This is a genomic window from Acidovorax cavernicola (assembly GCF_003581445.1).
Window position 1 is genome coordinate 205467 of record NZ_QXMN01000002.1, and the last position, 19125, is coordinate 224591.

20 protein-coding genes are annotated in these 19125 nt (G+C 66.3%); 3 read left to right on the top strand and 17 right to left on the bottom strand.

Features of this window, described 5'->3' with window-relative positions; all coding sequences use genetic code 11:
* The first annotated feature begins 82 nt into the window (after window positions 1-82).
* The 3 genes from loiP (at window position 83) to D3H34_RS03860 (ending at window position 2345) form a co-directional block, all read left to right on the top strand.
* Window positions 83-838, top strand: a complete 756-nt coding sequence (gene loiP / locus D3H34_RS03850) for a metalloprotease LoiP (RefSeq protein ID WP_119552124.1) — start codon at window positions 83-85, stop codon at window positions 836-838.
* Window positions 839-917: 79 nt separating this feature from the next.
* Window positions 918-1799: an AraC family transcriptional regulator gene (locus tag D3H34_RS03855; RefSeq protein WP_119552125.1), complete on the top strand. Its 882-nt coding sequence runs from the start codon at window positions 918-920 to the stop codon at window positions 1797-1799.
* A gap of 75 nt (window positions 1800-1874) precedes the next feature.
* The gene (locus D3H34_RS03860) at window positions 1875-2345 is read left to right on the top strand and encodes a VOC family protein (RefSeq protein ID WP_119552126.1); all 471 of its coding nucleotides are present in this window, start codon (window positions 1875-1877) and stop codon (window positions 2343-2345) included.
* A gap of 31 nt (window positions 2346-2376) precedes the next feature.
* On the opposite strand, the gene D3H34_RS03865 is transcribed toward D3H34_RS03860, so the two are convergent.
* The 17 genes from D3H34_RS03865 to ndk form a co-directional block, all read right to left on the bottom strand.
* Complete coding sequence (locus tag D3H34_RS03865; RefSeq protein WP_119552127.1) at window positions 2377-2901, bottom strand: phosphoribosyltransferase; 525 nt, start codon at window positions 2899-2901, stop codon at window positions 2377-2379.
* 125 nt (window positions 2902-3026) lie between these two features.
* Window positions 3027-4358 carry an adenylosuccinate synthase gene (locus tag D3H34_RS03870; protein WP_119552128.1) on the bottom strand — a complete coding sequence of 444 codons (1332 nt, stop codon included), beginning with the start codon at window positions 4356-4358 and terminating at the stop codon, window positions 3027-3029.
* A 22-nt stretch (window positions 4359-4380) separates the two neighbouring features.
* Window positions 4381-5541, bottom strand: a complete 1161-nt coding sequence (locus tag D3H34_RS03875) for an ATP phosphoribosyltransferase regulatory subunit (RefSeq protein WP_119552129.1) — start codon at window positions 5539-5541, stop codon at window positions 4381-4383.
* Window positions 5542-5585: 44 nt separating this feature from the next.
* Entirely contained in the window at window positions 5586-5774 is a 189-nt protein-coding gene (locus D3H34_RS03880) for a DUF2065 domain-containing protein (protein WP_119552130.1), read from the bottom strand.
* Between the two features lie 33 nt (window positions 5775-5807).
* A complete protein-coding gene (gene hflC / locus D3H34_RS03885; protein WP_119552131.1) occupies window positions 5808-6704 on the bottom strand; it encodes a protease modulator HflC in 897 nt (298 codons plus the stop codon).
* A gap of 17 nt (window positions 6705-6721) precedes the next feature.
* Window positions 6722-8089, bottom strand: a complete 1368-nt coding sequence (hflK, locus tag D3H34_RS03890) for an FtsH protease activity modulator HflK (protein ID WP_119552132.1) — start codon at window positions 8087-8089, stop codon at window positions 6722-6724.
* A gap of 74 nt (window positions 8090-8163) precedes the next feature.
* On the bottom strand, window positions 8164-9333 hold the full coding sequence (gene hflX, locus D3H34_RS03895) for a GTPase HflX (protein ID WP_119552133.1): 1170 nt from the start codon (window positions 9331-9333) through the stop codon (window positions 8164-8166).
* Window positions 9334-9387: 54 nt separating this feature from the next.
* Window positions 9388-9633: an RNA chaperone Hfq gene (gene hfq / locus D3H34_RS03900; protein ID WP_056582504.1), complete on the bottom strand. Its 246-nt coding sequence runs from the start codon at window positions 9631-9633 to the stop codon at window positions 9388-9390.
* Between the two features lie 164 nt (window positions 9634-9797).
* The gene (der, locus tag D3H34_RS03905) at window positions 9798-11141 is read right to left on the bottom strand and encodes a ribosome biogenesis GTPase Der (protein ID WP_062480763.1); all 1344 of its coding nucleotides are present in this window, start codon (window positions 11139-11141) and stop codon (window positions 9798-9800) included.
* 66 nt (window positions 11142-11207) lie between these two features.
* Window positions 11208-12350 carry an outer membrane protein assembly factor BamB gene (gene bamB, locus D3H34_RS03910; RefSeq protein WP_119552134.1) on the bottom strand — a complete coding sequence of 381 codons (1143 nt, stop codon included), beginning with the start codon at window positions 12348-12350 and terminating at the stop codon, window positions 11208-11210.
* Window positions 12351-12363: 13 nt separating this feature from the next.
* Complete coding sequence (locus D3H34_RS03915; protein WP_119552135.1) at window positions 12364-13056, bottom strand: YfgM family protein; 693 nt, start codon at window positions 13054-13056, stop codon at window positions 12364-12366.
* Window positions 13057-13062: 6 nt separating this feature from the next.
* Window positions 13063-14373, bottom strand: coding sequence for a histidine--tRNA ligase (gene hisS / locus D3H34_RS03920; protein ID WP_119552136.1), 1311 nt, complete (start codon window positions 14371-14373; stop codon window positions 13063-13065).
* Between the two features lie 15 nt (window positions 14374-14388).
* Window positions 14389-15666, bottom strand: a complete 1278-nt coding sequence (ispG, locus tag D3H34_RS03925) for a flavodoxin-dependent (E)-4-hydroxy-3-methylbut-2-enyl-diphosphate synthase (protein ID WP_119552137.1) — start codon at window positions 15664-15666, stop codon at window positions 14389-14391.
* A complete protein-coding gene (locus D3H34_RS03930) occupies window positions 15663-16589 on the bottom strand; it encodes a helix-turn-helix domain-containing protein (RefSeq protein WP_119552138.1) in 927 nt (308 codons plus the stop codon). The genes ispG and D3H34_RS03930 overlap by 4 nt, the downstream gene beginning before the upstream one ends.
* Entirely contained in the window at window positions 16582-17433 is an 852-nt protein-coding gene (gene pilW / locus D3H34_RS03935) for a type IV pilus biogenesis/stability protein PilW (RefSeq protein WP_119552139.1), read from the bottom strand. The genes D3H34_RS03930 and pilW overlap by 8 nt, the downstream gene beginning before the upstream one ends.
* A gap of 4 nt (window positions 17434-17437) precedes the next feature.
* Window positions 17438-18607 (bottom strand): dual-specificity RNA methyltransferase RlmN, encoded by a 1170-nt coding sequence (rlmN, locus tag D3H34_RS03940; RefSeq protein WP_119552140.1) that lies wholly within the window; start codon window positions 18605-18607, stop codon window positions 17438-17440.
* A gap of 21 nt (window positions 18608-18628) precedes the next feature.
* On the bottom strand, window positions 18629-19054 hold the full coding sequence (ndk, locus tag D3H34_RS03945) for a nucleoside-diphosphate kinase (protein ID WP_013542117.1): 426 nt from the start codon (window positions 19052-19054) through the stop codon (window positions 18629-18631).
* Window positions 19055-19125 lie beyond the last annotated feature (71 nt).

Genomic DNA, 19125 nt, shown 5'->3' on the forward strand with positions numbered 1-19125 from the left:
TGCGATGTTGACGGCCTTGGACAAATCGCCAGCGCATTGCGGATAGAGTCCCCCCTCCGAAAACAAAGGGAGGATTTTCTCGATGCGTCATCTGCTCATCACCATCACGGCCGCTGCGGCCCTGTCCGCCTGCGGCGGCATGAAGAACCTGGATTCCAACGCGCTCGCGGGCGCCGGCGGCAGCGCCTTCAAGGCCATGTCCCTCTCCGACGGCGACGTGCAGGCACTGGCCAACCAGTCCTGCGCCGAACTCGACAAGAGCTCCAAGGTCGCACCCGCGAGCGACGCCTACAGCAAGCGCCTGGAGCGCGTGCGCCAGGGCCTGCCCACCACCATCGGCGGCCAGCCTGCCAGCTACAAGGTCTACCTCACGAAGGACGTGAACGCCTGGGCCATGGGCAACGGCTGCATCCGCGTCTACAGCGGCCTGATGGACCTCATGAACGACGACGAGCTGCGCGGCATCATCGGCCACGAGATCGGTCACGTCGCCCTGGGCCACAGCAAGAAGGCCATGCAGACCGCCTACGCCGTGTCGGCCGCGCGCGGCCTGGCCGGCGCCACCGGCAATGCGGCGATCACGCAGCTGTCGTCCTCGCAGATCGGCGACTTCGCCGAGAAGCTGGTCAACGCGCAGTTCTCGCAATCGCAGGAAACCGACTCGGACAACTACGCCTTCGACCTGCTGACCGCGCAGAAGATGAAGCGCGAAGGCCTCGTCACCGCGTTCCAGAAGCTGGCCAAGCTCGACGGCGGCAAGAGCTCCATGCTCAGCTCGCACCCCGCCTCCGGCGACCGCGCGGCGAACATCCAGAAGCGCCTCGCAACCAGCAAGTAAGCAGCCTGGGCCGAAGCGGGCCCTCGGCGCACAATGCGCCGATGCTCACCCGCCCGCCCTTTTTGGGGCCCGTCGCGCCATGCAGCTGACGCGGCCCCCGTCCCCTCATTTGCGGCCCTTCCTGCGGCTGCTGTGGGCCTCGGTGCCCGAGGGCGAACCGCAGACACGCACCGGCGCGCGCGAGCACGTGCTGCCCACGGGTGGCATGCATGTGGTGTTTCGGCTCTCCGGACCGCCGCTGCGGCTCGTCGACGACACACGCGACCTAGGCGGCCACACGGTCGGCTACGCGATCGTCGGCGGCGCACGCGCGGCCTTCTATCTGCGCGATGTATCGGTGGTGACGCGTTCGGTGGGCGCTCAACTGCATCCCGGAGCCGCCCGCCTGCTGCTGGGCGCGCCTGAGGACGCCCTGAGCGGCCGCCACACCCCGCTCGACGCGCTCTGGGGCGAACGCCAGACTAGCGAGGCGCTCGAGCAACTGCATGCCACAGCCGACGACCCGGCCCGCCAACTGGATGTATTCGAGGCGCTGCTGACCCAGCGCCTGGCCAGCGTCGCCCTGCCCCGCACCAGCCCGCGCGGCCTGCACCCGGCCGTGGCGGCGTCGCTCGGGCAGATGGGCCGCGACACGCCCGCATCGATCGCCACGCTGGTGGCGCGCAGCGGCTACAGCCACCGGCGTTTCATCGCGCTGTTCCGCTCGGCGATCGGGCTCGCGCCCAAGGAGTACGCCCGCGTGATGCGCTTTGACCGCGTGCTGGCGCTGGCCGCCGACGACCCTGCGCGCGCCTGGGCCGACATTGCGCTCGCCGCAGGCTACAGCGACCAGGCGCACCTGAGCCGCGAGTTCTCCGCGCTGGCCGGGCTGTCGCCACAGGCCTGGCGACAGACGGGCGCGACATCGCCGCGTCATGTGCCGGCTGTCGACACAGCAGGTCAAATTCCTTCAAGACGCTAGCGCCGGGGCTGCGCAGAATCGGCGCCACAGTCCCTGTTTCAATATCCGTTCCAAGAAAGAAAGGCAGGTCCCGCCATGGCCATTCACGAGCTGTTTCCGTATCTCTGTGTCGACAACGCCGCCGCGGCCGTCGACTTCTATTGCCACGTGTTCGAAGTGAAGGAGATCTTTCGCCTGACCGAGCCCAGCGGCCGCATCGGGCACGTCGAACTCGACTTTCACAATGGCGCGATCCTGATGATCTCGGACGAGTTCGCCGAGTTCAACATCCGCTCGCCCAAGGCGCTCGGCGGCAGCGCGGTCACGCTGCACCTGCACGTGGACGACGCCGACGCACTGGTCGCGCGCGCGGTCGCCGCCGGGGCCACGCTGGACATGGCACCGCAAGATCAGTTCTATGGGGAGCGTTCCGGCGTCTTTCGCGACCCGTTCGGTCACCGGTGGAACGTGGGTCACAGCATCGAGAAGGTGACGCCGGAGGAAATGCAGCGGCGCTACACCGCGATGTTCGACACCCCCGGCGGCGGCAGCTGCAGCAGCAACTGAGCGCGCCGGCCGGCGGTGCCTGGGCCGGTCGTCAGACCGACCACTTCTCGATCAGCTTGTCGGCGCCGAGCGAGTCGTAGCCCTCGAAGGGCTGGTGGATCCACGGGTTGGTGGCCAGGAACTCGACCGAGTAGTCGGGCGTGAAGGTCGACAGCGCCTTGGTCCAGATCACGGCGCTGCGCAACTCGGTGATCGGCTTGTAGTTGTTGCGCAGCATGTCCATCACGGCGTGCAGCGTGTGGCCCGAATCGGCCAGATCGTCCACCAGCAGCACCTTGCCAGCGATCTCGCCCTTGGGGGTCGTGATGTAGCGGGCGATGTCGAGATGACCCTGGATCGTGCCGGCGTCGGCGCGGTACGAGCTGGTCGACATGATCGCCAGCGGCTTGTCGAAGATGCGCGAGAGCACATCGCCCGGGCGCATGCCGCCACGCGCCAGGCACAGGATGGTGTCGAACTCCCAGCCCGACTGGTGCACTTTGATCGCGAGCTTCTCGATCAGGTTGTGGTACTCGTCGTAGCTGACGTAGAGATGTTTGCCGTCTTCGGTCAACATGGTCTGGATTCCTTCAGTCTTTTTCTCGTTCGTGGAACACCGCGGAACCGGCTTTGCCGGGCCGCTGGTGTTGCCCTCGGAAGGGGGTTGGCGGCCACACGAAGTGGGCAAGCCTGGGGGAGAGCTTAGTCCGCGAGGTAAGGGTGGCGCATCATGATCGTGTGGTCGCGATCAGGGCTCGTGGACACCATGTGGATCGGCACGCCGGTGACCTGCTCGATGCGCTGCAGGTACAGCCGCGCATTGACCGGCAGCTTGTCGTACTGCGTGACGCCCACGGTGCTTTCGGTCCAGCCTTCGAGGGTTTCGTAGATCGGCGTGCAGCGCTCGATCTCGTCCGCGCCCATCGGCAGGATGTCGGTGGTTTCGCCGTCGAGCTCGTAGCCGGTGCACAGCTCCAGCTTCTCGAGGCCGTCCAGCACGTCGAGCTTGGTGATGCACAAGCCCGACAGGCCATTGACCTGCGCCGAGCGCTTGAGCAGCGCGGCGTCGAACCAGCCACAACGGCGGCTGCGGCCAGTGGTCACGCCCTTTTCGGCGCCCACGGTGCTCATGTGGTAGCCGGGGGTGCCCGGCGTGGCCCAATCGAGTTCCGTGGGGAACGGACCACCGCCCACGCGGGTGCAGTAGGCCTTGGTGATGCCGAGCACGTAGTGCAGCATGCCCGGGCCCACGCCCGAACCGGCGGCGGCGTTGCCGGCCACGCAGTTGCTCGAAGTGACGTACGGGTAGGTGCCGTGGTCGACGTCGAGCAACGTGCCCTGGGCGCCTTCGAACAGCAGGTTGGCGCCGGCCTTGTGGGCGTCGTTCAGCTCGCGCGAGACGTCGGCCATCATGGGCTTTAGCAGCGCGGCGTGGCGCATGGCCTCGTCGAACACGGTGTCGTAGTCGATGGCGGGCGCGCCCAGCACCTGGGTCAGCACGTGGTTGTGCAGCTCGAGCAGCACGCGCAGCTTGGCGCCGAAGCGCTCGGGGTGCTTCAGGTCCTGCACGCGCAGCGCGCGGCGGGCGATCTTGTCCTCGTAGGCCGGGCCGATGCCGCGGCCGGTGGTGCCGATCTTCTCGATACCGCCCTTTTCACGATAGGCCTCGCGCGCAATGTCCAGCGCGGCGTGGAACGGCAGGATCAGCGGGCAGGCCTCGCTGATGCGCAGGCGCGAACGCACTTCGACACCGGCCTTCTCCAGGCCCTCGATTTCCTCGAAGAGCTTGGCGGCCGACAGCACGACGCCGTTACCGATGTAGCACTTGACGCCGGGCCGCATGATGCCGCTCGGGATCAGGTGCAGCGCGGTCTTCACGCCGTTGATGACCAGCGTGTGGCCCGCGTTGTGGCCGCCCTGGAAACGGACCACGCCCTGGGCGCTTTCCGTCAGCCAGTCAACCAGCTTGCCCTTGCCTTCGTCGCCCCACTGGGTTCCGACGACGACCACGTTTCTTCCGGTGGTTACGCTCATGCTCGTTCCATTGCTTAAAAATTCAGATCGCTCGGACACTCCACTGGCCGGCCTGCTCGACGAGCTCGCGGTCGCAATGGAATTCATCGATTTCGCTGCCGTGGCCCGGCAGCACGCAGACGACGGTCTCGCCCGACTTGCGCAGCATCGCGATGGCCTCGCGCAGGCCGACCGCATCGCTCCAGGGCGCGCGGATCGCGGCGCGCAGCGGACGCGCCGGCAGCACGCCGACGAGCTCACGCACATCGAGGCTGAAGCCGACGGCCGGACGGTTGCGGCCGAACACGGCGCCCACTTCGTCGTAGCGGCCACCGCGCACCAGCGAATCGGCGGCGCCCGGCACGTAGATGCCGAAACGCATGCCGCTGTAGTAGGCGTAGCCGCGCAGGTCGGCCAGGTCGAAGCTGATCTGGCGCCCGGCCGTGCCGTTCAGGCCGGCCGCAAGCTGCTTCAGGTCTGCCAGCGCAGCCGCCACGGCGGGCGCGCCCTTCAAGGCCTTGGCAGCCTCGTCGAGCACCGCGACATCGCCGTACAAACCAACGAGGGCACGCAGGCCGTCGCGCGAAGCTGTGGGGAAATCCTTGGTGAGCGCCTGCAGCTCGCTCGCGTCCTTGGCTGCCAGCGCGGCGTGCACGCGAGCGATCGCGGCGGCATCGACCGGCACACCGGCGAACAGCGCACGCACGATGCGGGCGTCGGCCAGGTCGACGATCACGCCGTCGCGCAAACCGGCGGCGTCGAGGCAGTCGAGCGCCAGCAGCAGGGTTTCGGTGTCGGCTTCCAGGCCGGCGTGGCCGTAGATCTCGGCACCGAACTGCAGCGGTTCACGGGTGGCGTGCGGACGGTCGGGCCGCGTGTGGACCACCGGGCCGCAGTAGCACAGCCGGGCCACGCCGTCGCGGTTCAGCAGGTGGGCATCGATGCGCGCCACCTGGGGGGTGGTGTCGGCGCGCAGGCCCATGCTGCGACCGGAGAGCTGGTCCACAAGCTTGAAGGTTTGAAGGTCGAGCGCCTCGCCGGTGCCCGAAAGCAGCGACTCCAGGTGCTCGAGCAGCGGCGGCATCACCAGCTCGTAGCCATAGCCACGGGCGGTATCGAGCAGCTGGCGTCGAAGTTCTTCGATGTGGCGCGCCTCGGAGGGCAGCACATCGGCAATGTGATCCGGGAGGACCCAGGCGGACATGGGGATCGGGGGCGTGGTTAAACCGGGATTCTACCGGGCCCGCGCTACCCCAGAACCCAAAGGAGTACCAAACCCAGCAGGATGCTGCAAAGACCGAAGAAACGCAGCTGGCCGTCGCGCAGCTGCAGCAACTGGCTGAAGCCGCGCCGCCACCCACCCGGCGAGACCAAAGGCAGGATGCCTTCGATCACCAGGACCAGCGCCAACGCGCTCCAGAAGGTGTCGGCGCTCACGGCTCCAGACAGGAAAACGCAGGCGGCTCGCTGTTACCTGCGCGCCGCACCGCCCGAGCCGGAGCTCTGCATGGCGCGGAAGAAGTCCGAGGTCGGGTCGAGCACCATCACGTCGCTCTTCTTGTTGAAGCTCTGCTTGTAGGCCTCGAGGCTGCGGTAGAACTGGGCGAACTGCGGATCGCGACCGAAGGCCTCGCTGTAGGTCGCGGCGGCCTGGGCATCTCCCTCGCCCTTGATCTTCTGGGCGTCGCGGTAGGCATTGGCCACAATCACTTCGCGCTGGCGGTCGGCGTCGGCGCGGATCTTTTCGCCTTCGGCCGTGCCGGTGGAGCGCAGTTCGTTGGCCACGCGCTTGCGCTCGGCTTCCATGCGGCGGTAGACCGATTCGGTGATGGCTTCCACGTAGTCCACGCGGGTGATCCGCACGTCGACCACGTCGACGCCCCAGGGCTTGGCGCCCTTCACCACGGCCAGCACTTCGCGCTGCACGTCGGCCATCAGGGCCTCGCGGCGCACCGAGATCAGGTCGCGCACGGTGCGCTTGTTGATGTTTTCCTGGAACGCATTGCGCACCACGCGGTTGAGCTGCATGGCGCCCGCGTTCTCGTCGAGGCCGACGTTGCGGATGTAGGCCTGCGGGTCGGAGATGCGCCAGCGCACGTACCAGTCGATCACCACGCGCTGCTTTTCGGCAGTGAGCATGGGCTCGGTGTCGAGGCTGGACAGCGTCAGCAGGCGCTTGTCGATGTACGACACGTTCTGGAACGGCGGCGGCAGCTTGAAGTTGAGGCCGGGCTCGGTGATGACCTGCTTGATCTGGCCGAGGGCATAGACCACGCCGAACTGGCGCTGGTCGACCACGAAGAGGGTCGAGCTCAGCAGCACGAGCAGGACGAGGACCGAGGTGGCGATGAAACCGATTCTGTTCATGTTGTTCCGGGCCTTTCTCAGCGCACGTCGCGGTCACGCGAGCGGCCATCGCGGGCGCGCACGTCGGTGGTCGTCGGAGCCACCGGAATCACCGACGACTGGGTCGGCGCGGTGCCGGCCACGTTGGGGTTGGCAGCATCGACAGGGGTGGCTGCGGCATTGCCGCTTTGCTGCATCAGCTTGTCGAGCGGCAGATACAGCAGGTTGGAGCCCTGCTTGCTGTCGACCAGCACCTTGGTCGTGCTGGCGTAGATCTGCTGCATGGCATCGGTGTACATGCGGTCGCGCGTCACCTGCGGTGCCTTCTGGTACTCGGCCAGCACCGAGCTGAAGCGCCCGGCATCACCCTGCGCCTGCGCCACGATCCGCGCCTTGTAGGCCTCGGACTCTTCCTTCAGGCGTGACGATGTACCGGTGGCCAGCGGCACGACGTTGTTGGCATAGGCCTCTGCGTCGTTCTTGGCGCGCTCGCGCTCCTGACCGGCCTTGAGCACATCGTCGAATGCGGCCTGCACCTGCTCGGGCGGACGCACACCGCCCTGCTGCAGATTGATGCCGACGACTTCGACACCGACCTTGTAGCGGTCGAGGATGGTCTGCATCAGCGCGCGCACGCGGGGCGCGATCTGGTCGCGCTCTTCAGCGAGCGCTGCGTCCATCTTCATCTTGCCGACCACTTCGCGCACGGAGCTTTCAGCCACCTGCACGATGGTCTCCGCGGGCGACTTGCTCTCGTAGAGCCAGGCGCGCGCATCGCTCAGGCGGTACTGCACGGCAAACTTGATTTCGACGATGTTCTCGTCTTCGGTCAGCATGGCCGATTCGCGCAGGCCGGTGGAACGCACGATGGCGTCGCGGCCCACGTCGGTGGAGCGGATCTGCGTCGTCACCACCACTTCGTGGCGCTGGATGGGGTACGGAAGGCGCCAGTTGAAGCCGGCATTCACCGTCGACTTGTAGCGTCCGAACTGCGTGATGACGGCCTGCTGGCCTTCGTTCACGATGAAGAAGCCCGTGCCCAGCCAGATCAGGACCGCCACGATGGCCACGAGGCCGATGCCGAAGCCGGCGTTCTTCATGTCGGGCTTGTAGCCGTTGCCGCCACCGCCGCTGCCGTTCGGGCGATTGCCGCCGCCCTTGCCGCCACCGAAGAAACCGCCGAGCTTGCGATTGAGGTCGCGCCAGAGTTCGTCGAGGTCGGGCGGGCCCTGGTTCGGGCCCTGGCCGCGCGGGCGGTTGCCGTTGTTGTTCTGGTTGCCGCTCGAAGGCGGCGGGATCGGGGCGCCGGGGGGATCGGCATCGGGCGGGCGGTTGCCGGCCGGGCGATCGCCGTTGGAGGACGGCTCGTCGCCGCGACCCCACCGGCCATCGTTCAGGTTGAACATGCCCAGAAACCCTCTCCGCGCTGGCTTTGCATTCATTCGCTTCGTTCTCGTGTCAGTGGCGGGATTGTGCCCAATCAAGGGGCGGCATCGTGCAATTCAGCGTCCGCCTCAGGGGTCATCGTATCGACGACGGACCCCGACTGCCGGGCCAGTTCGGCTCGCAGCAACGGCAGGCCCTCGCCGGTCCTGGCGCTGAGGAAGATGCGGGGAACCTGCACGCCGTCGATTTCCATCTCGTCCTGCAGATGCAGCGGATGTTGCGCGCTTTCAAGGGCGTCGAGCTTGTTGAACACCAGCAGTTGCGGCACGTCCCCTGCACCGATGTCCTGCAGCACCGACTGGACCTCGGCCATCTGCTCCGGGTAGTGCGGATTGGAGGCGTCGATCACGTGCAAAAGCAGGTCGGCATCGACCGCCTCTTGCAAGGTGGCTTTGAACGCATCGACCAGACCGTGCGGCAAGTCGCGAATGAAGCCCACCGTGTCGGAAATCGACACCTGCCGGCGCGCATCGCCCAGGTAGAGATTGCGGGTGGTGGTGTCGAGCGTGGCGAACAACTGGTCGGCCGCATAGGCGCGGGCCTTGACCATCGCATTGAAGATCGACGACTTGCCGGCGTTGGTGTAGCCGACGAGCGACATGTTGAAGGTCTCGCGGCGCTCGCGCTGGCGACGTTGCGTGCTGCGCTGCTTCTGCACCTTGGCGAGACGCTCACGCGTGCGCTTGATCGACTCGTTGATCATGCGGCGATCGAGCTCGATCTGCTTTTCGCCGGGGCCGCCGCGCACACCTGCACCGCCGGTCTGGCGCTCCAAGTGGGACCAGCGACGAACCAGCCGCGTGCTCAGGTACTGCAGGCGAGCCAGTTCGACCTGCAACTTGCCCTCATGCGAGCGGGCGCGTTGGGCGAATATCTCGAGGATGAGGAAGGTACGGTCGTAGACCGCGACATCGAGCTGGCGTTCGAGATTGCGCTGCTGCGCAGGACTCAAGGACTGGTCGAAGATGACCTCGCTCGCCCGGTACATGGCGGCGAGCTCCTTGATCTCTTCGGCCTTGCCGCTCCCCACGAAAAGCGCCGCATCAGGCGCCTTGCGCTTGCAGGCCAGGCGGGCGACAGGCGTCAGGCCCGCGGTCTGCGCGAGCAGACCGAGTTCTTCGAGCTCGCTGTCGAAATGAGGCAGCCCGAAATCGACGCCGACGAGAACGGCGGCGCCTTCCTGGCGGGGGATCGAATCAGACAAGCGGAATCAGAATATGGAAAAAGCGCGGCGGGGTTGCCGCCGCGCTCCGCGCGATCAGGCGGCGGCGTCGTCGTTCTCGTTGGCCGAGAAGTTGACGGCACGACCCGGCACGATGGTGGAAATGGCGTGCTTGTAGACCATTTGCGTCACTGTATTGCGAAGCAACACGACGTATTGATCGAAGGACTCGATCTGGCCTTGCAGCTTGATGCCGTTCACCAAATAAATGGAAACCGGCACATGCTCGCGACGCAAGGTGTTCAGAAACGGGTCTTGCAGAAGTTGCCCTTTATTGCTCACGATATTCTCCGTGTTCAAGAGTAGTTGTTGGAGAGATGACCTTAACACAGGGTTTCTGCGCCGCAGCAATCGGGGCCAAAAGCCTTGAGAAAATAACGGTTCTCAAAAGGCGGAACTTCCACTCCTGCTGCAACTCATCGGCTGCCATCAGCAGCCAAGCACCCTCAGTTGTCCTTGTCGACAAACGGATTCTGCGAGCTTTTGAACTGGATCCGCAAGGGCGTGCCCACGAGATCGAATTCCTTGCGAAAACGCCCTTCCAGGAACCGCTTGTAAGCATCGGTCACGTGCTCGAGCGAATTGCCGTGGATGATGATCACCGGCGGATTCATGCCGCCCTGGTGCGCATAGCGCAGCTTGGGCCGGAACATGCCGCCGCGCTGGGGTGCCTGGAATTGAACCGCCTCCAGCAACAGGCGCGTCAGCACCGGCGTCGACATCTTGCGCGTGGCCGACTTGTGAGCCTGCGCAATCGCCTGCCACACCGGACCGAGGCCCTGGCGCTTGATGGCCGAGATGAAATGCAATGACGCGAACTTGAGGAACGGCAACCGCGTTTCAATTTGCCGCTGGATCTGCTCGCGCTGGTAGCTGTCGACGGCATCCCATTTGTTGATGGCGATCACCACCGCGCGACCGCTTTCAAGAATGTAGCCGGCGATGTGTGCATCCTGATCGGTCACACCTTGCGTTGCATCGAGCAGCAGCAGCACGACATTGGCCGATTCGATGGCCTGCAGCGTCTTGACCACCGAGAACTTCTCGATCGCTTCGAACACCCTGCCCTTGCGGCGCAGGCCGGCGGTGTCGATCAGCTCGAAACGCTGGCCGTTTCGCTCGAAGGGCACGGAGATGGCGTCACGCGTCGTACCGGGCATGTCGAAGGCCACCAGGCGCTCTTCGCCCAGCCAGGTGTTGATCAGCGTGGACTTGCCGACGTTGGGCCGGCCGGCAACCGCCAGCTTGATCGGCTTGTTGACGTCGTCTTCATCTTCCTCGTCGTCCGGGTCGGCCAGGTTCAGCGGCGCGAGCGCCAGCTCGACGAGGTCGCGCATGCCCTGCCCGTGCGCCGCCGACACGCCATGCACGTCGCCGAAGCCCAGCTCGTAGAAGTCGACCAGCTTGGTGCCGTCGTGCATGCCTTCGGCCTTGTTGGCGGCCAGCACGCAGGGCTTGCCCAGCCGGCGCAGCTCGTTGGCGATGTCGTGGTCTTGAGCCGAGAGGCCTTCGCGGGCATCGACCACGAAGATCACGACGTCGGCCTCGGCCACGGCCTGCCGCGTCTGCTTGGCCATTTCCTTGTAAATGCCGCTGCCGGCGTCGGGCTCGAAGCCGCCGGTGTCGATCACGATGAACTCGTGCTTGCCCAGGCGACCGTTGCCGTAGTGGCGGTCGCGCGTGAGGCCGGCGAAGTCGGCGACGATGGCGTCGCGCGTCTGGGTCAGGCGATTGAAGAGCGTCGACTTGCCGACGTTGGGACGGCCGACCAGGGCCACGACCGGCTTCATGGCCGGCCTTTCGAGGGCGCGGTTTTCATGGTCGGGCCTTGGAAGTGAGAGAAAGAGAAGAAATGATTATTCAGGGCGGTAGCCGAACACGCCGCCCTTGGCAGTCACGACGACCACCGTGTTGCCTGCCAGAACAGGGGTCACGGTGATGGCCGAACCGTCGGGCGTGACGCGGTTGAGCAGCGCACCGTCTTCACGCGACACGAAGTGCAGCGTACCGGTGCTCTCGCCGATGATCAGCGAGCGGCCCACGGCCAGCGGCGCGGTCAGATCGCGGTTCTTCAGGCGGCTCATCTGCCAGGCGCGTTCACCGTCGGCACGACGCCAGGCGGTGACGCTGCCGTCGGATTCAGTGCCGTAGAGAAAACGCTCGTCGCCGCTCACGCCGTCGGCGCCCGAGGCCGGCTTGCTCCAGAGCAGCTGGCCGCGCAGGGTGTCGACGCAGCCGACGCTGGCGTAATAGGCGCGCGCGCAGACCGTGTCGCCATAGCGGCTCACGCTGCCGGTCAGGTCGACCAGACGTTCCACGTCGTTCGTGCCGCGCGGAGCGGCGATGGGGGCTTCCCAGCGCGAGCTGCCGTTGCCCGGGTTCATGCCGACCAGACGGCCACCCAGACCCGCAACCAGCGTATCGCCCACCGCGATCAGCACACCCGACTTGCGCAGCACGAGGTTCTCACCCGGGCGCTGCTGCTGCCACAGGCGACGGCCACTCTGGCCATCCCAGGCGCTGACGCTGCGGTCGGCGGTCTGCACGAAGACGCGGCGGCCGGCCACCAACGGCGCGGTGAAGGCCTGGGCCGACAGGCGCTGCTTCCACAGCACCTTGCCGTTTTCGATGGCGACCACTTCATTGTTGGTGGTGACCACGGCCGTCAGCGAACCGTCGCTGCCAACGCCTGCCGCGAGCGGCGCGCCGGCGCTGGCGCGCCAGGTCTCGCGACCAGCGCGGGCGTCGATGGCGACCACGGTGCCGTCGCTGCCTGCCACGGTCACGATGTCGCCACTGACATCGGCGGTGAGCGGGAATTCGACCCCTGGAATCCGCACGTTCCAGGCCTGGCGCACGCCCATCAGGGACGGGTTGGCCGGCAACTCGGCGGGCTTCGGCTTGCCGGAGCCCGAGCAGGCAGCCAGCAGCGCTACCAGAACAAGAGCAGAACCCGCGCGCAGGGCGGTCGATTCAGGCTTGAAACGCTTGAAATTCATGGGAGGTGTGCGATCAGGAGTTCTTGGGGACGGCGGGCGTCACGGTGACGGTCGGCGCCAGGGTCTTCGGGTCGACACCGACCGCGTTGAGCTTGATCTCGACCAGCCGGCGGTAGTCCGAGCCGGCACCGAGGCCGGTCCAGGCCTTGCGGTACTCGGCCTGTGCCTCGTCACGCTTGCCCTGCGCCATGTAGATGTCGCCCTTGCGGTCGGCCACCAGCGGTTCGAATTCAGTGGGCACCTTGCCGTCGAGTTGCTTGAGCGCTTCGTCGTAGGACTTGGCATCGAGCAGTTCCGCCGCGAGCCGCAGCTTCGCGATGGCCTGGTAGCCCGGGTCGACTGCGTTCTGTGCCACCCAGCCCAGCGCTTCGCGCGAGCCGTCGACGTTGCCCTTGTCGAACAGGGTCTTGGCGACCAGCAGGCCGGCCTGTTGCGCGTAGGCGGTGCCCGCGAAACGATCCTTCATGTCGGTCATCACGCGCCGGATGCGCTCGACGTCACCAGATTGGGTGCTGCGCTCGACCTCGTCATAGAGGGCCGCTGCCTGGCCAGCCTTGGTGCGCTGGTAGTACTGCCATCCATTCCAGGCCACGAAGGCGCCGGCGACGAGCAGCACGACCCAGGTGATCAGGGTGCCGTAGGTGTTCCAGAAATGCTTGAGCTGGTCGAGCTGTTCCTGTTCTTCGAGGTCGAGATGGGTGGCCATGCGCTGTCAGAGGTTGGGAGCCGGCGATTGTAGGGTGGCGGCCCAGGTGGTCACTTCAGCAAGTGAACGGGCGGACTGCGCGACGCTGGCGTCACGCAAGGCCTTGAGAGTCACTTCACCGCGTGCGAGTTCATCGGCGCCGAAGATCAGGGCGTAGGCGGCGCCGCTGGCGTCCGCCTTGCGCATCTGCGCCTTGAAGCTCGCAAGGCCGTCGACGGTGCTGGCGTGCATCTGCACGCGCACGCCGGTTTCGCGCAATTGCTGCAAGGCGCGCAGCACGACGGGCATCGACGCAGCGTCGGGTACGACGGCATAGGCATCGGGCACCGGCGCGGGTACTTCGGCGCCCTGCTCCTTCAGCAGGTCGAGCACACGCTCGACGCCGATGGCCCAGCCCACGGCGGGCGCCGGCTTGCCGCCGATCTGCGCGATCAGGTCGTCATAGCGGCCACCGGCGCACACCGTGCCCTGCGCACCGAGACGGTCGGTCACGAACTCGAACACCGTGAGGTTGTAGTAGTCGAGCCCGCGCACAAGGCGCGGATTGATCGTGAAAGCGATGTCGTTGGCCTTGAGGATGGCCTGCAGTCCCTCGAAGTGCGCCAGGGATTCGGCACCCAGGAAATCGATCAGCTTCGGCGCCGACTCGACGACGTCCTTCATCGCCGGATTTTTCGTATCCAGGATGCGTAGCGGATTGCTGTGCAACCGTCGCTTGCCATCCTCGTCGAGCTTGTCGGCGTGCTGCTCGAAGTGGGCGATGAGCTGGGCGCGGTGCAGTGCGCGCTCGGCCGGCTGGCCGAGGCTGTTGAGCTCCAGGCGCACATCGGTCAGCCCGATGGCCTTCCACAGCGCGGTGGCCAGTAGGATCAACTCGGCATCGACGTCCGGGCCAGCGAAGCCGAGCGCCTCGGCGCCGATCTGGTGGAACTGGCGGAAACGCCCACGCTGCGGCTTTTCGCGGCGGAACATCGGTCCCGTGTACCAGAGGCGCTTGGGGCCTTCGTAGAGCATGTTGTGCTCGATCACGGCGCGCACGAGGCCGGCCGTGTTCTCCGGCCGCATCGCCAAATGCTCGGCCTGCCCATGCTTGTCCGATCGGTCCTCAAAGGCGTACATCTCCTTCTCGACGATGTCCGTCACCTCGCCGATGCCGCGCACGAACAACGCCGTGTGCTCCAGGATCGGGGTGCGGACGTTGCGGTACGCAAAGCGCCCCATCAGGTCGCGCACGATGGCTTCGAGCCACTCCCAGCGCGCCGATTCGGGCGGCAATATGTCGTTCATGCCTTTGACGGCATTCAGTTTTTCAGCCATGAGTCTGCGGAGGTGTCAGGCCAGGGCAGCGTGCTCGCTGCCGAAGCGCTTTTCGATGTAGGTTTCGACGAGCTGGTGAAACTCGTGGGCGATATTGTCGCCGCGCAGTGTGAGGGCCTTTTCGCCGTCGATGAAGACCGGGGCGGCCGGCGCTTCGCCGGTACCGGGAAGGCTGATGCCGATGTCGGCGTGCTTGCTCTCGCCGGGGCCGTTGACGATGCAGCCCATGACGGCCACCTTCAGCGTCTCGACGCCCGGGTACTTGTTGCGCCAGACCGGCATCTGCTGGCGCAGGTAGTCGTCGATCTGCTTGGCAAGCTCCTGGAACGTGGTGCTCGTAGTGCGGCCACAGCCTGGGCAGGCGGTGACGCTCGGCACGAACACACGCAGGCCCAGGGCCTGCAGGATTTCATTGGCGATCACCACTTCCTGCGTGCGCGACTCGCCCGGCTGCGGCGTGAGCGACACGCGAATCGTGTCGCCGATGCCCTCCTGCAGCAGGATCGACAGCGCCGTGGCCGACGCCACCGTGCCCTTGGTGCCCATGCCGGCTTCGGTCAGACCCAGGTGCAGCGGGTTGTCGCAGCGCCGCGCGAGTTCGCGGTAGACCGAGATCAGGTCCTGCACGCCGCTCACCTTGCACGACAGGATGACCTGGTTGCCGGCCATGCCCATCGATTCGGCCAGCTTGGCGGATTCGATGGCCGAGGTAATCAGCGCCTCGTACATCACCTGCTTGGCGTCCCAAGGGGTGGCACGCTGGCTGTTGGTGTCCATCAGGCTGGCGAGCAGTTCCTGATCGAGGCTGCCCCAGTTCACGCCGATGCGCACCGGCTTGTTCCAGCGCATGGCAGCGTCGATCATCTGGCCGAACTGCTTGTCCTTCTTGTCGCCCTTGCCCACGTTGCCGGGGTTGATGCGGTACTTGCTCAGCGCCTCGGCGCAAGCCGGATAGTCGGTGAGCAGGCGGTGACCGTTGTAGTGGAAATCGCCGATCAGCGGCACGTCGATGCCCATGCGGTCGAGTTGCTCGCGGATGTACGGCACCTGCGCGGCGGCTTCGGGCGTGTTGACCGTGATGCGGACCATCTCGGAACCCGCAATGGCGAGTTCCTTGACCTGGATCGCGGTGCCGATGGCATCGACCGTGTCGGTGTTGGTCATCGACTGCACGCGCGTGGGCGCGTCGCCCCCCACCGTGACCGTGCGCGGTCCCCAGACCACGCTGGCCTGGCGCGAGCGCCGCGCCTTGGGCGCGGCCGATTCGATGGGTTGGGGAGTGCAGTCGGTCACGATTTCACCTCGAAACGCGCCACGCCGCCTCCGCGGGTGACAGGCTTCAGATCGTAGGGCTTTCCGTTCACCTGCACATCGACCGCAGATGCACGCCCCACCACCACGGACAGCGGCAGCGTGCCCGACAGCCCAACCGTCTCGCCCACCTGCAGACTACGGCGCAGCAACTGCTTGCCGCCGGCCTCGGTGACGGTGATCCAGCATTCCTCGCGCGCCACGAAGACGAGCTGCTGGCTGCTGGCGGTGCTGGTGCTGGCCACGGCCGCCATGGGTGCGGAGGCCGGAGCCGCCGGCACGGGCGCCACGGCGCCAACGACCGGTGCGGCGGTGACCGGACCGGTCGGCGCCACGGCCTGTGTTGGCACAGGCTCGGAAACGCCAGCCGGATCGGCGGGCGGCATGGTCTCCGCGTCGTTCTTTGCAGTCAGCCGCGTGACGGAGGCGCCGATCTGGTCGAACGCCGATTGCGGCATCCAGAACAGCACGCCGGCGCCGATCAGCAGCAGGACCACGACCGTCAACAGCGCGCGCGACGGCAGGCCGCCAGAGCGTCCCCCATTCCAGCGCGGCGTGTCGGAGACCACGCGGGCGCTCAGCGTGCGATTGGTTTCGGCCAACGGTGCGCGTTGTGCGCCCGGCAACTTGGCGAGCACGGGCGCCGGATCGATGCGCAGCGCGCGGCAGACGCTGCTGGCCAGGGCCCGGGCGAACACGGGGTCGGGCAGCGAAGCGATGTCGTCGGCCTCGAGCGCGAGCAGCTTCTGCGGCGGCACCTTGAGCGCAGCGGCCACCATCTCGATGTGCAGCCCGTGCGCTTCACGCGCCTCGCGCAGCATGTCGCCGGCCGTCTTGTGCGCGACGTCGCCCTCTGCCAGCGGCAGCGCCGCGGACGTCCCGAACTCCGAAACCCGTTCAGTCATTGAAATTCCCGCGCTCGTACGCCAGTGCCTCCCGCGATTGAGGGAAACGTCGTTGCAGTTGACCGCCCAGCTGCGCGACAGCCTCGCGGTTATTGAGCTTCCGTTCGATCTTGATGCCGAGCCAGAGCGTCTCGGCATTGGCCGACGGGCTGTTGTTGACACGGCGGATATAGAACTGCGCGCGCGACCATTCTTCGCGCTGCGCCAGCACCGACGCCAGGTTGAAGCCGATCACCGGATTGCCGGCGTCGAGTTCGTAAGCCTGCGTCAGGCTGCGTTCGGCCTGCTGGCGCTGGCCCGCCTTGAGTTCGCAGACCCCCTGGGTCATGAGCGTCTTGGCGCGATCGGCATAGCTGGGCACTGCCAGCGCCGCGGCAAACTGCTGCGCGGCGTCGCCGTAGCGGTTCTGCTGGCACAGCAGCCAGCCATAGTTGTGCCGCGTGTTGGCGTCGCGGGGGTTGATCGCGACCGCGCGCCGGAAGCTGTCTTCGGCCAGGCCAGCGTCGTCGAGCCGCATGTAGACTAGGCCGCGCAGGTTGTAGGCGTCGGCGTAGTTCGGATCGATGGACAAGACCTGCTTGATTTCCTCGAGGGCGACCGAGGTCTGCCCCTGTTCGAAGTAGCCCGCGGCCAGTTCCATCCGCAGGCGGGCGCGCCGACGGTTGTTTTCGTCCTGGTCGGTCACGACGGTGGTGCCGCTGTCGGCACCGCTGCCGACAAGCCCGGTGGTGGTGGTTCGCGTGTTGACGCAGCCCGCGAGAAGAAACGCCACGGCGACGCTCGCGATGCCTGCGCCCAGCACTCGCTGCACGCTCGCGGTCGTCGTCGGAAAGGCCATGCTCATTGCGTCAATGCTCCTGGGGAACGGTGGTCTTGGGGGTCTTGGCGCGCGCCGGGTGCAGGACGACGGGGCGCTCGGCCACCGCCGCACGACGCTGCGCCATGCGCTCGGCCGCGCGGGTGCGGTCCTTGACGTCGCCGGCGAGCTGCCCGCAGGCGGCGTCGATGTCGTCGCCGCGCGTCTTGCGCACGGTCGTCACGAGGCCCGCCTCGCTCAGCGCACGGGCAAAGGCCAGCACGCGCGGTTGCGGCGAGCGCAGCAGGCCCGACGCCGGAAACGGGTTGAACGGAATCAGGTTGAACTTGCACGAGACCCCATGGGTGCGCACGAGTTCGATCAGTTGCTGTGCGTGCTCAGGCTGGTCGTTGACCCCGTCGAGCATGCAGTATTCGAAGGTGATGAAGTCACGCGGCGCATGCGCGAGGTAGCGCTTGCAGGCCTCGAGCAGCTCGGCGATCGGGTACTTGCGATTGAGCGGCACGAGGTCGTCGCGCAGCGCATCGTTCGGCGCATGCAGCGAGACGGCCATGGCCACGGCGCAATCGGTGCCCAGGCGATCGATCATCGGCACCACGCCGGAAGTCGACACCGTGACACGGCGACGCGACAGCCCGTAGGCGTTGTCGTCGAGCATGGTGCGCAATGCGGGCACCAGCGCCGAGTAGTTCTGCAGCGGCTCGCCCATGCCCATCATCACCACGTTGGAGATGACGCGCTCGTCACGCTTCAGGTGCTTGCGCAGGAAGTGCTCTGCAAACCAGAACTGGGCGATGATTTCGCCCGTGGTGAGGTTGCGGCTGAAGCCCTGATGCCCGGTCGAGCAAAAGCGGCAGCCTACGGCGCAACCGGCCTGCGACGACACGCACAGCGTGCCGCGATCGTCTTCGGGGATGAACACGGCCTCGACCGCATCGCCGCCGCCGACGTCGAACAGCCACTTGATCGTGCCGTCCTTGGATTCATGCTGCGTGAGGACCGACAGGGCCTCCACGCGCGCGGTGGTCGCGAGCTTCTCGCGCAGCGACTTCGCCAGATCGGTCATCTGGGTGAAGTCGCTGGCGCCACGCTGGTGGATCCAGCGAAACAGCTGCGTGGCGCGGAATTTTTTCTCGCCGAGTTTTTCGCAGAACGCAGCCAACCCGTCGAGATCGAATTCGAGCAGATTGGCCGTGGTCATGAATTCAGGCGAGAAACGGCTTCAACGTGCGTAGACGTTGAGGCCGGCGAAGAAGAACGACACTTCGTTGGCAGCCGTTTCGGGCGCGTCCGAACCGTGCACGGCGTTGGCGTCGATGCTGTCGGCGAAGTCGGCGCGGATGGTGCCGGCGGCTGCCTTCTTCGGGTCCGTGGCGCCCATCAGGTCACGGTTCTTGGCAATGGCGTTTTCGCCTTCGAGCACTTGCACGAACACGGGGCCCGAGATCATGAACTCGACGAGGTCCTTGAAGAAGGGACGCTCCTTGTGCACCGAGTAGAACTGTTCGGCTTCGTTGCGCGACAGGTGAACCAGCTTGGCAGCAACGATCTTGAGGCCGGCAGCCTCGAAGCGGGAAACGATCTTGCCGATGACGTTCTTGGCGACGGCGTCGGGCTTGATGATGGAGAGGGTACGTTCGATAGCCATTGAAATGCTTCCTGAGCTTTGATTTTGAAGTGTTTTGTCACAACTGCAACGAGATTGTTTCGTGGCACGTC